At 77.8% G+C, this 15,275-nt stretch carries 12 protein-coding genes; 4 read left to right on the top strand and 8 right to left on the bottom strand.

The window, feature by feature from the left end:
- Nucleotides 1-172: 172 nt before the first annotated feature.
- Nucleotides 173-1,690: a M28 family peptidase gene (locus tag WJX68_RS15300; protein ID WP_340291308.1), complete on the top strand. Its 1,518-nt coding sequence runs from the start codon at nt 173-175 to the stop codon at nt 1,688-1,690.
- Nucleotides 1,691-1,712: 22 nt separating this feature from the next.
- On the opposite strand, the gene WJX68_RS15295 is transcribed toward WJX68_RS15300, so the two are convergent.
- The 8 genes from WJX68_RS15295 to sucC form a co-directional block, all read right to left on the bottom strand.
- Nucleotides 1,713-3,446 (bottom strand): DNA polymerase Y family protein, encoded by a 1,734-nt coding sequence (locus WJX68_RS15295; protein WP_340291306.1) that lies wholly within the window; start codon nt 3,444-3,446, stop codon nt 1,713-1,715.
- Nucleotides 3,443-4,450 carry a hypothetical protein gene (locus WJX68_RS15290; protein WP_340291304.1) on the bottom strand — a complete coding sequence of 336 codons (1,008 nt, stop codon included), beginning with the start codon at nt 4,448-4,450 and terminating at the stop codon, nt 3,443-3,445. Before WJX68_RS15290 ends, WJX68_RS15295 begins: the two co-directional genes overlap by 4 nt.
- 269 nt (nt 4,451-4,719) lie before the next feature.
- The gene (gene purH, locus WJX68_RS15285; RefSeq protein ID WP_340291302.1) at nt 4,720-6,282 is read right to left on the bottom strand and encodes a bifunctional phosphoribosylaminoimidazolecarboxamide formyltransferase/IMP cyclohydrolase; all 1,563 of its coding nucleotides are present in this window, start codon (nt 6,280-6,282) and stop codon (nt 4,720-4,722) included.
- Nucleotides 6,275-6,883: a phosphoribosylglycinamide formyltransferase gene (gene purN / locus WJX68_RS15280; RefSeq protein WP_340291300.1), complete on the bottom strand. Its 609-nt coding sequence runs from the start codon at nt 6,881-6,883 to the stop codon at nt 6,275-6,277. Before purN ends, purH begins: the two co-directional genes overlap by 8 nt.
- A 134-nt stretch (nt 6,884-7,017) precedes the next feature.
- Complete coding sequence (locus WJX68_RS15275) at nt 7,018-8,688, bottom strand: cell division protein PerM (protein ID WP_340291298.1); 1,671 nt, start codon at nt 8,686-8,688, stop codon at nt 7,018-7,020.
- Nucleotides 8,689-8,764: 76 nt separating this feature from the next.
- A complete protein-coding gene (locus tag WJX68_RS15270) occupies nt 8,765-9,946 on the bottom strand; it encodes a DUF5336 domain-containing protein (RefSeq protein ID WP_340291296.1) in 1,182 nt (393 codons plus the stop codon).
- Nucleotides 9,947-10,097: 151 nt separating this feature from the next.
- Complete coding sequence (sucD, locus tag WJX68_RS15265) at nt 10,098-10,982, bottom strand: succinate--CoA ligase subunit alpha (RefSeq protein WP_340291294.1); 885 nt, start codon at nt 10,980-10,982, stop codon at nt 10,098-10,100.
- 3 nt (nt 10,983-10,985) lie between these two features.
- Nucleotides 10,986-12,176, bottom strand: coding sequence for an ADP-forming succinate--CoA ligase subunit beta (sucC, locus tag WJX68_RS15260; protein WP_340291292.1), 1,191 nt, complete (start codon nt 12,174-12,176; stop codon nt 10,986-10,988).
- Nucleotides 12,177-12,433: 257 nt separating this feature from the next.
- Here sucC and WJX68_RS15255 point away from each other — a divergent pair, with 257 nt between their 5' ends.
- From WJX68_RS15255 to WJX68_RS15245, 3 genes are all read left to right on the top strand, one after another.
- The gene (locus tag WJX68_RS15255) at nt 12,434-13,417 is read left to right on the top strand and encodes an esterase/lipase family protein (RefSeq protein WP_340291290.1); all 984 of its coding nucleotides are present in this window, start codon (nt 12,434-12,436) and stop codon (nt 13,415-13,417) included.
- Nucleotides 13,418-13,818: 401 nt separating this feature from the next.
- The gene (locus WJX68_RS15250) at nt 13,819-14,607 is read left to right on the top strand and encodes a M23 family metallopeptidase (protein WP_340291288.1); all 789 of its coding nucleotides are present in this window, start codon (nt 13,819-13,821) and stop codon (nt 14,605-14,607) included.
- Nucleotides 14,608-14,645: 38 nt separating this feature from the next.
- The gene (locus WJX68_RS15245) at nt 14,646-15,269 is read left to right on the top strand and encodes a DUF1707 SHOCT-like domain-containing protein (protein ID WP_340291286.1); all 624 of its coding nucleotides are present in this window, start codon (nt 14,646-14,648) and stop codon (nt 15,267-15,269) included.
- Nucleotides 15,270-15,275: the final 6 nt, after the last annotated feature.

Raw genomic sequence — 15,275 nt, 5'->3', positions numbered from 1 at the left:
CCGTCGTGCTCGCGACGTCGTGTCGTGATCGCCGGTTCACGGCACGACCACGCCCGATGCCGGATGCTGGGCCCACGCCGCGGCTCCGCAGGGGCGCCGCACACGCACGAGCAGCGCCGGAGCACGGCGCGGACGGGGCCCGCCCGGCGGGCCGGACAGCGGGGGTGGGTCCATGGGACGGGCGAGCACGACGCACGGCGGGCGCGGCCGCCGGCTCGGGGGACGGACGGTCCGGGTCGCCGCGGCCGTGGCCGCCACGGTCGCACTGGCGGCCTGCGCGAACGCCCCCGCCGCGCCGGGCACCGCGTCGCTCGGGACGTCCACCGGATCCGGTGGGGGTGCCGCGGCCGCGCAGGCCGACCCCGGCCTGCCGCAGCGGCTCGCCGCGGCGGTCGGCGGCGACGGAGCCCGGGCCGAGCTGGAGGAGCTGCAGCGGCTCGCCGACGCGAACGGCGGCAACCGCGCCGTCGGCACCCCGGGGTACGACGCCGCGGTCGAGCACGTGGCCGGGGTGCTGCGCGAGAGCGGTTTCGAGGTGTCCACGCCGGCCTTCCAGGTGCGGACCTTCTCCGCGGGCGACGCCCGGCTGACCGTCGCCGGTGCCCCGGTGACGACCGAGGTGCTGAGCTTCTCCCCCGCGACCGCGCCGGGCGGGCTGACCGCGCCGCTGTCGCTGCGCCCGCGCACCCCGCAGGACACCACCCCGGGCTGCGACGCCGCGGACTACGCGGGCATGCCCGCGGGGGCGATCGCCGTCGTCGAGCGGGGGGTCTGCCCGTTCGGCCAGAAGTCCCAGCTCGCCGGGGCCGCGGGCGCGGCGGCGGTGCTCGTGGTCAACACCGAGGACGCGGCGCTGCCCGCCACCCTCGACGACACCCCGGGCGTGGTGCCGACGGCGTCGGTGACCCGGACCGCCGGGGCCGCCCTGCGCGACGGCCAGCAGGCCACCCTGCTGCTCGACACCACGATCCAGCAGCAGAGCTCCCGCAACGTGATCGCCGAGACCAGCACCGGCGACCCGGACCGCGTCGTGGTCGCCGGGGCGCACCTCGACAGCGTCGGGGAGGGTGCGGGCATCAACGACAACGGCAGCGGCAGCGCCGCGCTGCTGGAGATCGCCCGCACGCTGGGCGGCGCACCGCCGGTCGGCCAGAAGGTGCGCTTCGCCTGGTGGGGCGCCGAGGAGATCGGCCTGGTCGGCGCGACGAAGTACGTCGAGGGTCTCTCCGAGACCGACCGGGCGCGGATCGCCCTGTACCTGAACTTCGACATGGTCGCCTCGCCGAACGCGGCCTACCTCGTCTACGACGGCGACGACTCCGACGGCCTCGGCGGCACCGCCGGGCCGGCCGGCTCCGACACCGCCGAGCGCGTGCTGACCGAGTCCCTGGTCGCCGCGGGCGTGCCCGGTCCCGAGGGCACCGCGTTCGACGGCCGCTCGGACTACGGGCCGTTCATCGAGGCCGGCATCCCGGCGGGCGGGCTGTTCACCGGCGCCGAGGAGAAGAAGACCCCGGAGCAGGCGCAGAAGTGGGGCGGCACGGCGGGCCAGTCCTACGACCAGTGCTACCACACCCCCTGCGACCGGCTGACCAACATCGACCTGACCGCGCTGGACCGGAACGTGACGGCGATGGCCTCGGCGATCGGCCGGTTCGCGGTGGACCTGACGGGGGTGCCGCGGCGCTGACCGGCGCCCGCCCGGCGCCGGCTCAGTCGTAGACACCGCCCACCTCCCAGCGCCCGCAGCGGTGCACGAGCAGCAGGGCGGTGCCGTCGGCGAGCACGACCTGCAGCCGGACGACGGGCCCGGGGCCGTCGGGGGCCCACCACCGGGTGTGCACCGGCCACGGCCCGGCCCAGCCGGTGACCTCACGGTCGGAGCCGTCGCCCGCCACCCGGCGCGGGACGCCGTCGAGCAGGTCCGGTGCCGCGGGCGCCACCTCCGCCCCGTCCGCGGTGAGCAGCCGGACCGGGACCGGGTCCGGCGGCACCGTCGCCGGTGAGGGGGCAGGGAGCCGGCCGGGCCAGGTGGCCGGCGGGTCGGACGGCGGCCGTCCGCCGGCGGCACGGGCGGCGGGCGCCGTCGCGACCCCACCGGCCCCACCCGCGGCGGTCGCCGTCGTGACCCCGCCGGGGGCACGGCCATCGGCCGGTGCGGCCCCGCCGGGGGCGTCGGGACCGGGTCGCGGCGGGACCGCCGTGGCCTCGACGACGCGCTCGTCGCCCCACGGCACCAGCCGTACCCGGCTGCCCGGGTCCCGCCCACCGGCCGGGACCGCGGTGAGCACCGCGCCGGGGCCCAGCAGGGCCTGCACCCGGACCAGGGCGCGGCCGGCGCGCTCGTCGCCCTCCCCGACGTCGCCCCACAGCCCGCGCTGCAGCGCCCCGGCGACCACCGTGTCCTCCGGCGTGAGCCGTAGCGCGACCAGCGTGCCGGAGCCGCCCCGCCCGAGCCACGAGTCGAGCTGCCAGCGCACCCGGTCGACCGTCCCGGCCGGGGTCAGCGGCTCGGCGCAGCGCCAGACCCGCAGCAGCTCCTCACCGCCCTCGGTCCGCGCGTGCACCCCCAGCCGGGTGCAGGCCAGACCGTGCCCCGCGAGCACCTCGTGCAGGCGCGTCGCGAGCCCCCGCGCGGCGAAGGCCGCGGCGTCGACGCGGTCCACCGGCGGGTCGAGCTCGACCGCCGCGGACAGCTCCTCCGGCGGGACCCGCCGGGCCGGGGGGCGCGGGTCGAGCCCGCGGGCGAGCCGGTGCGCGGCCACCGCGTCGGCCCCGAAGCGCGACGCGACGTCGGACTCGGCGATCGCGGCGAACGCCCCCAGCGAGCGCAGCCCCAGCCGGCGCAGCAGGTCCACCAGCGCCGCGCGGTCGACGTCGGGATCCCGGTCCAGCTCGGCGACCTCCAGCGGGGCGAGGAACTCCGCGGAGCGCCCGGGCGGGACGCCGCGGCCCCGGCGGGCGGCGAGCTCGGCGGCGAACATGCCGTCCGCCACCCCGATCTGGCACTCGGTCCCGGCGTGCAGCGCGACCTGGTCGATCAGCCGCTCCACCGCGGCGCGCTCCCCGCCGAACCAGCCGACCGGGCCGCGGGCGGGCAGCACCAGCAGTCCGGGCCGCACCACCTCGACCCCCGGTGCGAGCATCTCGACCGCGGCCGCGACCGGCTCGAACAGCCGCGCGTCGCGCCCCGTGTCGGGGGCGAGCACGGCGAGCTCCGGGCACCGGGCCTGCGCCTCCCGGCGGCGCAGCCCCCGGCGGACGCCGTACCGACGGGCCGTCGCCGAGCAGGCCAGGACCCGGTTGGCGTGGAACACCGCCGCCGGCCGGTGCGCCGGGACGTGCGCCGCACGCGCGGCGGCGGTGACCGGCCAGTCCGGGGACCAGACCGCCAGCACCCGCGGGTCGGGTGCGGACCGGGCCGCCGCGCCGCTCCCCGTGCTCACCCCGCCGCCCGCGCGACGGGCCGGACGACGACGACGGCGGCGCCGTCCGCGAGACCCGGCGCGGTCGCCGGGGCGGGCACCGCCACCGGAGCCGCGTACGGCCGCACCGGCGCCACCACGGGGGCCGCCGGGGCCGGTCCGACCGCCCCGCCGGGCCCCGGCAGCAGCACCTCGACGCCCCGCCCCGCCGGGGCGAGACCGCGCCCCTCCGCACGGACCTCGACCCGCCGCGACCGCAGCCGTCCGGTGCCCCGCCCGACGCCCTCCCAGCGCGGCCGGGTGCAGTGCAGGCGCAGGTCCGCCCCCGGCCAGCCGCCCAGCGCGAGCAGCACCGCGCCGCGCTGGCGGGCCCGCGCGGCCAGCCGCTGCCGGTCCCCGGCGCGCAGCCCGGCCCGCTCCGGCCCGGCGACGACCACGAGGTCCAGCCCGTCGAGCAGCGCGGCGGTGACCCCCACCAGGTCCGCGCCCGGGTCGGGGACCAGCGCCAGCCTGTCCAGCACGACCCCCGCCTCGGCCGCGGCCGTCGCCCCCAGGCCGGGGCGCCCGACCACACCCGCCCAGGCCCCCTCCGCCGAGGCGGCGGCCAGCAGCGCGAACAGCAGCGACCCGGCCCCGGTACCGGCCCCCACCGCGACGGTGGAGCCCCGCCGCAGCCCGCCCCCGGGCAGCAGCCCCGCCAGCGGGCCGGGCACCGGCAGCAGGTCGGCCTCGGCCGGCGGGCGCGCGTCGACGGTCCCCGTGGTGCGGGCCGGCGCCTCCGGCAGCAGATCGGCCCCGGCCACCGGGCAGGGCGGCGCGGGCGCCGGGCGGGACCGCTCCAGGCCCGTCCGGGTCTCGGTGCGGTGCAGGACCCGCCGGGCCCGGGCCAGCCGCTCGGCGGCCGACCCGACCGGGCCGGCCCCCCCGGCACCGCCGACCCCGCCGGCACCGTCGACCACCCGGCCGACCGCCGCCGCTCCCCCGACGACGACCGGCCCCTCGACCTCGCCCGCACCGACCCGCACCGACGCACCTCCCCGCACACCGCGCCACGACCGCCCGGCCGTGGCCCGCCCGGCGCGCCGCGGGGAAGGCGACGCGTGCTCGAACTGACGTTCGAACGATAGGGCATGTCCCGCCGGTCCGCATCCCCCGGGTGGGGGTGGTGCCGGCGACGGGGAGACCATCGCACGCACCCCCGACAGTTCCGGGAGAACGGTCCGTGACCTGCACGGAGCCGACGGCCCGGCCCCGCGCGCTGCGGGTCCGGGCCGTCGGTGCGGAGCGGGGACGCTCAGTGTGCGAAGTGTCGCGTCCCGGTCAGGTACATCGCCACGCCCGCCTTCGCGCAGGCGGCGACGACCTCCTCGTCGCGGACCGAGCCACCGGGCTGCACGACGGCGGCGACACCGGCGTCGAGCAGCACCTCCAGCCCGTCCGGGAAGGGGAAGAAGGCGTCGGAGGCCGCGACCGCGCCGCGCGCACGGTCCCCGGCACGGGTCACGGCGAGCTTGGCCGCGTCGACCCGGTTGACCTGCCCCATCCCGACGCCGACCGCGGCGCCGTCGTGGGCGAGCAGGATCGCGTTGGACTTCACCGCGCGGCAGGCGCGCCAGGCGAACGCGAGGTCCTCGAGCACCTCGGGGGCCACCGCGTCGCCGGTGACGAGCTTCCAGGCGGCCGGGTCGTCGCCGTCGGCGTCGACCAGGTCGCGCTGCTGGACCAGCAGCCCGCCGGAGATCGGCCGCAGCTCGGCACCGGCGCGGACGACCTCGCCGGGGATGCGGAGCAGGCGCACGTTCTTCTTGCGCGTGAGGACCTCCAGCGCGCCGTCGGCGTAGCCGGGGGCCACGACGACCTCGGTGAAGATCTCCGCGACCTGCTCGGCCATCGCGACCGAGACCTCGCGGTTGACCGCGACGACCCCGCCGAACGCCGACACCGGGTCGGTGGCGTGCGCCTTGCGGTGGGCCTCTGCGACGTCGGCACCGACCGCGATCCCGCACGGGTTGGCGTGCTTGATCACCGCGACCGCCGGGCGGTCGCCGTGGTCGTGCGCGGCCCGCCAGGCGGCGTCGGCGTCGACGTAGTTGTTGTAGGACATCTCCTTGCCGTGCAGCTGCTCGGCGCCGGCGAGGCCGGCCGCGGCGCCGCCGGTGTAGAGCGCGGCCGCCTGGTGCGGGTTCTCGCCGTAGCGCAGGGTCCGCTCGCGGGTCCAGGTGGCGCCGACCCAGCCGGGGAGCGCGCCGTCGTCGGGCTCGGGGGCCAGCACGTCGCCCATCCAGGACGCGACGGCGACGTCGTACGCGGCGGTGTGCCGGAACGCGAGCGCGGCGAGCCGGCGCCGGTCGGCGAGCACGAACCCGCCCGCGGCGACCTGCTCCAGCACCCACGCGTAGCGGGACGGCTCGACGACGACGGCCAGGCTGTCGTGGTTCTTCGCCGAGGCCCGCACCATGGCCGGGCCGCCGATGTCGATCTGCTCGACGATCTCGTCGTCGCCCGCGCCGGACGCGACCGTCTCGCGGAACGGGTACAGGTTGGACACCAGCAGGTCGAACGGCGCGATGTTCAGCTGCTCGAGCTGGGCGACGTGCTCGGGCTTGCGGGTGTCGGCGAGCAGCCCGGCGTGCACCCGCGGGTGCAGGGTCTTGACCCGGCCGTCGAGGCACTCGGGGAAGCCGGTGACCTCCTCGACCGGGGTGACCGGCACGCCCGCGTCGGCGATCCGCTGCGCCGTCGACCCGGTGGAGACGATCTCCACCCCGGCCGCGTGCAGCCCGGTGGCCAGGTCGAGCAGACCGGCCTTGTCGTAGACGCTGATCAGGGCCCGGCGTACCGGCCTGCGCTCACTCACTGTTCACCTCGTGGGTTGTCCCGGCTGCGGCGATCCGTCGCACGGTCGCGACCAGCAGCCGTCGTTCCTCGGTCTTGATGCGCTCGTGCAGGGAGGCCTCGTCGTCGCCCGGGAGCACCGGGACCTCCGCCTGCGCGAGCACCGGTCCGGTGTCGAGCCCGGCGTCGACCTCGTGCACGGTCGCGCCGGTGACGGGCACCCCCGCGGCCAGCGCGTCGGCGACGGCGTGCGCGCCGGGGAACGCCGGCAGCAGCGCGGGGTGCGTGTTCAGCATCGGGCATCCGAGCGCGTCCAGGAAGGCCGGGGAGACCAGCTTCATGAAGCCCGCCCCGACGACGAGCCCGGGCCGGTGCGCGAGGACGCCCGCGGCGAGCGCGGCGTTCCAGGCGTCGCGGCCGGGGTGGTCGGCGAGCCGCTCGACGAACACCGGGAGGCCCGCGGCGCGGGCCCGGTCCAGCCCCGCCGCACCCGGCCGGTCGGCGCCGACGGCGACGACGGCGAACCCGGCGTCCGGCGCGTCGAGCAGGGCCTGCAGCAGGGTGCCCCCGCCGGAGACGAGGACGACGACCCGCAGCGCCCCGTCCTGCTCCTGCGCGCGCACCGCGTCCCTTCCCTCGCCCGGCCGGACCGGTCCACGGTCCCTGGCCAGCGTAGACGCGCCCGGGGCGGGCGGCGGCGCCCGGTGCGGTGGCCCCGGTCACGGGCCGCGGACCGCGGGCCGGTGGACGCGGGCGGTCAGCGGCCGGGGTCGTCCTGCCCGGGCGGCGGGCGGCGGGTGATCCGGTCGGTCCGGCCGCCGGGGTCGCCGCCGGGGTCGCCGCCGGTGTCGCCGCCCCGGTCGTCGTGTCCCCGGTCGTCGCGGTCCCGGTCGCCGCGGTCCCGGTCGCCGCGGTCCGCGGGGGCGCCGTCCCGGTCGTCGCCGTCCCCGGTGTCGCGGTCGTCGCCGACCCCGGTGTCGCGGCCCGCCGCCGCGCGGGACGGGGCGCGGCCGGGTGCCCCGCCGGTGCGGCGGTGCTCGACGAGGTCGGCGACCGTCGACGGACGGCGCCGCTCGCGGGCGGCGCGGGCCCGGTCGGCGGTGGAGCGCGGACGGTCCCGGTCCGGGCCGCCCACCGGGACGTGCCGGGCGAGCTCGGGACCGGCGCAGGTCAGCACGGCCGGGATCCCGACGAGCAGCAGCGCGGCGAACAGGACCGGCCAGGCGTGCAGCGACACCGGGTCGTAGGGCCCGCCGGCGAGGCGTCCCCCGGCCAGCCCGGCCGCGACCGCGGCACCCACCGCGACCACGACGGCGGCGACGGCCGGCGCCGCGACCCGCTCGCCGACGGCGGCGTCGCCGGGCAGCGCGCGCCGGCAGGCGAGCCCGCCGAGCACGCCTGCGGCCACCGGCAGCAGCAGCACCAGCGCGGCGACGGCCGGCACCGAGGTCACGGGCAGCACCGCCGCGAGCGGGAACGGCGGCAGCGGCCCCGGCTCGGCGCCGAGCGGGCCGGACCGGGCGATGCCGACCGACACCCCCGCGCCCAGCGACCACGACAGGGCCCCGACCAGCGCGTTCGGCAGGTAGCCGACGCCCAGCACGAGCACCCCGACGCCCGCCCACGCGCCGGGGGCGAGCCGCCGGGCGATCTCGGCGACCTCGGAGGCCGACGCCAGCAGCGCCACCACCAGCAGCAGCGCGGAGACCAGCACGAGCGCGACGGCCGCGACGCGCGCCCCGGCCAGCGACGCGCCCGGCCACCCCGCCAGCACCCGCTTCCACGCCGCGGGCGCCCCGCAGGCGTGCACGACGCCGACGCCCGCCGCGGCGCCCGCGACCAGCCCGGCCCCGAGCATGGACGCCCACGGCGCGGTGACGGCCATGTCCTTCGGCAGCAGCGCACCGGCCAGCACCGCGACGGCGGCGGCGGCCCCGGCCTGCGAGGCGACGACGGCGCCCGCGTCGTGCCGGACCCGCCCGCCCAGGCGCCGCACCGCCCACCGGGACGCGAACGCCACGAGCGTGACGACGACCAGCGTCGGCAGCAGCGGCAGCACCCCGAGCGGGCGGCCGTCGAGCGCGATCGGGATGCGGTGCGCGGCCAGCCAGAGCGGGACGGCCGTGGCGAGCGCGCCGTCGGCGGTGACCGGGACGCCGCCGGTGCCGGTCAGCAGCGCCGCGACCGGGACCAGCAGCGTGTAGCCGGCGAGGACCGCGCCCATCGTCGCGGCGAGCAGGATCCGCAGCCGGTCGAGCCCGGTGCCGGTGCCGGCGCGCGCCGGGCCGCGTACGGCACGGGCGCGGGGCCGTTCCCGGTCCGCGACGGCGGTCGCGCGCCCGCCGCGGGACCGCTCCGGGGCGGGAGCGGAGGACCGGGCCCGGGACGCCGGGCGACCGCGTGCGGGGCGGGGCGGGGTGGTGCTCACCGGGCCAGCGTCCCAGCGACGGCCGCCCGGCGGCGCCAGGCACGCCGTGGCGTGCCGCGCCCCACCCCGGCTGCGGTCAGGCCGTGCCGCCGCCCGGGCGGAAGGTGCGGGTCGCCTCGTCGTCGTCGGTGGCGCCCGTGCGCGGGGCCTGCTCACCGGACCCCGCGACCGCGGAGGGCCGGGTGGTCCCCGCGTCGTCGCCGGTGGGCGCGGCGGGCGCCTCGTGGGCCCCGGCGGGCGGGGCCTGGTCGCCCCGCGCGTCGGGGGCGCCGGTCACCGCGGCGGCGCGGTCGCCGTAGGACACCCCGGAGAAGGCGCCGCCCGCGCCGCTCGGGGGCGCACCGACCGCGTGCCGGCCGGCGTCGTCGGCGGGGGTGCCGGGCGCCGGGGGCTGGGTCGCGCCGTACTGGCCGGACGCCGGGGGCTGCCCCGCCGGACCCGGCTGGCCGGGCTGCGCGGCGGCCTCGTACGCGGGGGCCCCGGGCTGGGCGGTGCCGGGCTGGGCGGTGCCGGGCTGGGCGGGGTACTGACCGGTGCCGTACGGGGCCGCGCCGTAGGGCGCCGAGCCGTAGGGGGCCTGGGCGTACTGCGCCGGGGGCTGGCCCGCGCCGTACGGGGCCGCACCGGGGTGGCCCGCCTCGTAGCCGGCCGCGGGCCGCGCGGTGCCGTAGGGCGCGGCGCCGTACTGGCCGGAGCCGTGCGCGTCCGCGCCCGGGGTGCCGTAGGGGGCGCCGTAGGGCGCGGCACCGGGCTGCTGGTTCCAGGCCTGCTGGCTCCACGGCGGCGGCTGCTGGCCGGCGGGGGCGCCGGGCGCCCAGCCACCCTGCCCCACGTGCGCCGGCCGGGGCGCGCGCGGCGCGGGCGCCGACACCACCCCGGACAGCAGCAGCTGGGCGTAGCCGAACGTGCCGGCCGCGAGCAGCGCCAGGACGAACACGACCCAGCCGACCGCGCCGCCGCTCGCGCCGGTGCCGGTACCGGTGCCCGCCAGGAGCAGCAGCATCGTCAGCGCACCGGTCGTCGACAGCACGACGCCGGCGACCAGCGTGCGCCCCGTCCCGGGCAGCAGGGTCAGCGCACCCGCGACACCGCCGGCGACGACCGTCGCGACCGGGAACAGCCCCGTCGTGACGACGTCGAAGAAGGCCAGGACCAGTACCAGCAGCGCCAGCACGGCCCCCGCCAGCACCGCGAGGCGCACCGTCGGCGCCGGTCCGGCCTGTTCCGCCGGGCCCGCCCCGGGCTCGTTGCTCGACATGACGACCACTCCCGTGCGACCGAAGGACTCGCTGACGCACGCTAGCCGATGCCCCCGACACGGCCGGGTGAGGCACGACCGCATGCCCTTCCCAGCAGAACGCGCGGGCCCCGGGATGGTTCCCGGGGCCCGCGCGTGGGTGCCTGCGTGATCAGGCGGAGAGGATCTCCTTCATCAGCGCGGCGGTCTCCGACGGCGTCTTGCCGACCTTGACGCCCGCGGCCTCGAGGGCCTCCTTCTTCGCCTGCGCGGTGCCGGCCGAGCCGGACACGATCGCACCGGCGTGGCCCATCGTCTTGCCCTCCGGCGCGGTGAAGCCCGCGACGTAGCCGACGACCGGCTTGGTGACGTTGGCCTTGATGAAGTCCGCGGCGCGCTCCTCGGCGTCGCCACCGATCTCACCGATCATCACGATGGCCTCGGTCTCGGGGTCCGCCTCGAACGCGGAGAGGGCGTCGATGTGGGTGGTGCCGATGACCGGGTCGCCGCCGATGCCGATGGCGGTGGAGAAGCCGAACTCACGCAGCTCGTACATCATCTGGTAGGTCAGGGTGCCGGACTTCGACACCAGACCGATCCTGCCCGGGCCGGCGATGTCGGCCGGGATGATGCCCGCGTTGGACTTGCCGGGCGAGATGATGCCGGGGCAGTTCGGGCCGATGATGCGGGTCTTGTTGCCGGTGGCGACCGCGTGCGCCCAGAAGTACGCCGAGTCGTGCACCGGGATGCCCTCGGTGATGACGACGGCGAGCGGGATCTCGGCGTCGATGGCCTCGATCACGGCGTCCTTGGCGAACTTCGGCGGGACGAAGATGACCGACACGTCGGCGCCGGTCTCCTTGATCGCCTCCTCGACCGTGCCGTACACGGTGACGTCCTTGCCGCCGACCGTGTGCGTGGTGCCGGCCTTGCGGGCGTTGACGCCACCCACGATGTTGGTGCCGGCGGCGAGCATCTTGGTGGCGTGCTTGGTGCCCTCACCACCGGTGATGCCCTGGACGATGACCTTGCTGTTCTCGTTGAGGAAGATCGACATGTCTCAGGCTCCAGCGTTCGCGAGCTCGGCGGCCTTGGCGGCCGCGTCGTCCATCGTGCCCACCACGGTGACGAGCGGGTGGTTCGCGTCGGCGAGGATCTGGCGACCCTCCTCGACGTTGTTGCCGTCCAGGCGGACGACCAGCGGCTTGGTCGCGTCGTCGCCGAGGATCTTCAGCGCCTCGACGATGCCGTTGGCGACCGCGTCGCACGCGGTGATGCCGCCGAAGACGTTGACGAAGACGCTCTTGACCTCGTCGTCGCCCAGGATGACGTCCAGGCCGTCGGCCATGACCTGCGCCGAGGCGCCGCCGCCGATGTCGAGGAAGTTGGCGGGCTTGACCCCGCCGTGCGCCTCGCCGGCGTAGGCGACGACGTCGAGGGTGCTCATGACGAGCCCCGCGCCGTTGCCGATGATGCCGACCTGCCCGCCGTCGAGCTTGACGTAGTTCAGGCCCTTGGCCTTGGCCTTCGCCTCGAGCGGGTTCTCGGTGCGCTCGTCGACCAGGTCCGCGTGCTGCGGGTGCCGGAAGTCGGCGTTCGTGTCGAGGGTGACCTTGCCGTCGAGGGCGATCACCTTGTCCTGCGGGTCACGGACCAGCGGGTTGACCTCGACCAGCGTCGCGTCCTCGGAGACGAAGGTCTCCCAGAGCTTCACGATGACCTCGGCGGCCTCGTCCGCGACCGCGGCCGGGATCTTGCCCGCGGCGACGATCTCGTCGGCCTTGGCCTTGTCCACACCGGCGATCGGGTCGATCGCGATCCGGGCGAGCGCGTCCGGGCGCTCGACGGCCAGCTGCTCGATCTCCATGCCGCCCTCGGCCGAGCACATGGCCAGGAAGGTGCGGTTGGACCGGTCCAGCAGGAACGAGAAGTAGTACTCCTCGGAGATGTCGCTGGCCTCGGTGACCAGGACCTGGTGCACGGTGTGGCCCTTGATGTCGAGGCCCAGGATGGCCTCGGCCTTCTCCTTGGCCTCGTCGGCGTCCTTCGCCAGCTTCACGCCGCCGGCCTTGCCGCGCCCACCGGTCTTGACCTGGGCCTTCACCACGACGGCGGTGCCCAGCTCGGACGCCGCGGCCGCCGCGTCGGCGGCGTTGTCCACGGTCCGGCCCGGCAGCACCGGGACTCCGTGCGCGGCGAAGAGGTCCTTCGCCTGGTACTCGTAGAGGTCCACTCGGCTCTCCCGCTCCACTTCGCTCTCGCCGCGACCGGCACGGCCCGGGTTCCTCCGGGCGCACCCCGCACGGGTGGCGGGCGGCAGCGGTCGCGGACGTCGGTGATGCTGCGTCGGGGAGCCTAGCCACGCCGTCCGCACCGGTCCTGACCTGGGCCGGTGACCGCAGTCACCCCCTCGGCCCAGTCTCGATTCAGATACGCCGTACGAGTGACGGGGGCCACCGATACCGCGGCGACACGGCGAGATCCAGTGACCTGTCTTACCTTGTGGTCATGGCGACGTCGCTACCCGGAGGCGACCGCCTGCGCGCGATCGCCGACGGGGTGCTGACCAGCGTCACGGGCACCGTCTCCGACCTCGGGCAGGCGGCGGGCTACGCCGCGCGCACGTTCACCTCGGCGTCGGGCCTGCGCGGCCTGGCCCTGGAGGGCGCCTGGCTGACCGCGCACCTGGCGCTGTACCCGATCGGGCTGGTCGAGGAGACCGTCCGGCCGCAGGGCCACTGGCGCACCGACAGCCTGCCCCCGGTCAAGCGCAGCCTCGTCGTCGCCGATCCGGCCGCGGCGGGCACCCCGATCCTGCTGATCCACGGGATCATGGACAACCGCTCGGTGTTCACCGTGTTCGCCCACGAGCTGCGCCGCCGCGGCTTCGGCGTGGTGCACGCCATCAACTACAGCCTGCTGACCGGCGACGTCCGCACGGCCGCGCACCAGCTGCGCGGGCACGTCGAGCGCCTGCGCGAGGCCACCGGGTCGGACCGGGTGCACGTCGTCGGGCACTCGCTGGGCGGGGTGATCGCCCGCTACTACGTGCAGCGGATGGGCGGCGACGCCGTCGTGGACACCCTGGTGACGCTCGGCAGCCCGCACGCCGGCAGCAACCTCGCCCGGCTCGCGCCGCTGCCGCTGTGCCGCCAGCTGTGCCCCGGCTCGGAGATCCTGCGCGAGCTCGACGAGCCGGCCCCCGGCTGCCGCACCCGCTTCCTGGTCGTGTGGTCGCGGATGGACGAGGTCATCGTCCCGCAGCGCAACTCCCGGCTGCGCCACCCCGACCTCGACGTCGAGGAGCTGGAGCTCGACGACGTCGGCCACCTCGCCCTGCCGGTCGACCGGCGCACGGTGCACTGGGTCGCGAGCACCCTGGCCCGCGGCGAGCAGGAGCGCCGCGAGCACGACCGGGTCCGCGACCGGCGGCTGCGCGGGTCGCTGCGGCGCACCGGGCGGCACTCCACGCGTCCGGCCAGCTCGGCCTGAGCGCTGCTCCACGGGCACCCGTCCGCTGGGCGGGACGGCCCCACCGCCCGACCGGTCGTCGATGATCCACGACCGTCCGCTTCCGCGCGGTGGCCCGCCGTTGCCGCTCGGCGACGGGCGGGTTACCGTCGCGTCGTCCACGTCACGGACCGGTCACGGTGACCGGGCGTCGCCCCGAACGACGCCGCCCCCCGCGGAGCCCCCACTCCGACGGTCACCGCCGAGCGACCCGCGACGACCTGAACACCAGAAGGGCAGTCTTGTCGCGCCACCGCTCCCCCAGCGGCGCCACGCGACCGGAGGCCCGGCCCGGCACGCTCCCCCCTGTGCCGACCGCCGGTCACCGGGTCCCGGCGCTCCCGGCCCTCCCGGCTCTGCCACGGACGGGCCTGCGTACCCGTGTGACCGTCGCCGCCGCGGCCGGTGGCGCCCTCGTCGCAGCCGGTCAGACGGTCGCGGGGGCCCTCGGCGTGCCCGGCTGGGGCGGTGAGGCCTCGGTCGAGGAGGCCTACGCCCGGCTCGCGGCCTCGGCGATGCTGCCGGTGTCCACCGACACCCGCTCCGCCGACACCACCGCCCCGATGGACGCCTCGGCGATCGGCGGCGAGCAGCTCGGCACGCGGGCCGCGTCGCTGCCCGACCTGGACCGCACCGCGAAGGTCGACGTCGCGAACCTGACCAAGGCCGCCCGGATGGGCGCGGAGGCCGCCCGCGTCGAGCGGGCCGTGTCCTCGGCGATGTCGCACGGCGCCCCCCGCGCCGTCCTGTACGGCGGCGAGGCCTACGTCATGCCCACCGCCGGCCGGTTCACCTCCGGCTTCGGCGCCCGCTGGGGCGTGCAGCACAAGGGCATCGACCTGGCCGCCCCGATCGGCACGCCGATCTTCGCCCTCACCGACGGCGTGGTCGAGAAGTCCGGTCCCGCCAGCGGCTTCGGCATGTGGGTGGTGCTCAAGCACCCCGACGGCACCAGCACCGTCTACGGCCACATCAACCGCTCGTTCGTGACCGAGGGCCAGGAGGTCAGGGCCGGCGACGAGATCGCCGAGGTCGGCAACCGCGGCCAGTCCACCGGGCCCCACCTGCACCTCGAGGTGTGGGAGCCGGACGGCACCAAGGTCGACCCGCTGCCCTGGCTGTCGGCGCGCGGCCTCGACGTCACCGACGCGACCGGGTCCCGCGACGCCTGAGCGCCGCACCGGGCCGCGCACGGGTCAGAATGGGCCGTGTGGCGGACGAGTCGGCGTACCGGGTGGGGGACGGCGAGCGGCGGGCGGTCGACGCCCGGCTGCAGCGCGCGCACGGCGAGGGGCGGCTGTCGCTGCCCGAGTACGAGGAACGCTCGGCCCTCGCCTGGGCCGCCCGGACCCGCGCCGACCTCGACCCGCTGACCCGCGACCTGCCGCCCGACACGGCCGCGGGGGCCACCGTCGCCCTGCCCGCGCCGTCGCCGGCCGCGCGGACGGGTGAGTTCGCCGCGGCCGCGGGACGCCGGGCGGGCGGGGTGCTGGCGGCCGCGGTGGTCGCCGTCGCGGCGCTCTGGGGCGGCGCGCACCTGCTGCCGGTGTCCGACGGCGTGACCGTGTTCAGCTCGCGCACCGTGGGCGTCACCGCCGACGACCGCGAGGTCGGCTCCACCCTGCTGTTCGGCAGCGTGACCGTCGTCGTGCCCGAGGGCGTCCGGGCGAACACCTCGGGGTTCACCGTGTTCGGCTCGACGGAGTGCCCGACCGCGTGCACGGCGGCCGGGCCGGGCACCGTCGACGTCACCACCGTCGGCGCGTTCGGGTCCGTGAAGGTCCTGACCCCCGCCGAGGCCGCGGCACAGGACCGCGACGACCGGGACGACTGAGCGGGC

This window comes from Pseudonocardia spirodelae (assembly GCF_037727765.1).
In the GTDB taxonomy this organism is placed as follows: Bacteria; Actinomycetota; Actinomycetes; order Mycobacteriales; family Pseudonocardiaceae; genus Pseudonocardia; species Pseudonocardia spirodelae.
The sequence above is the reverse complement of the archived record's forward strand: the minus strand, read 5'-3'. Positions and strand labels throughout refer to the sequence as shown.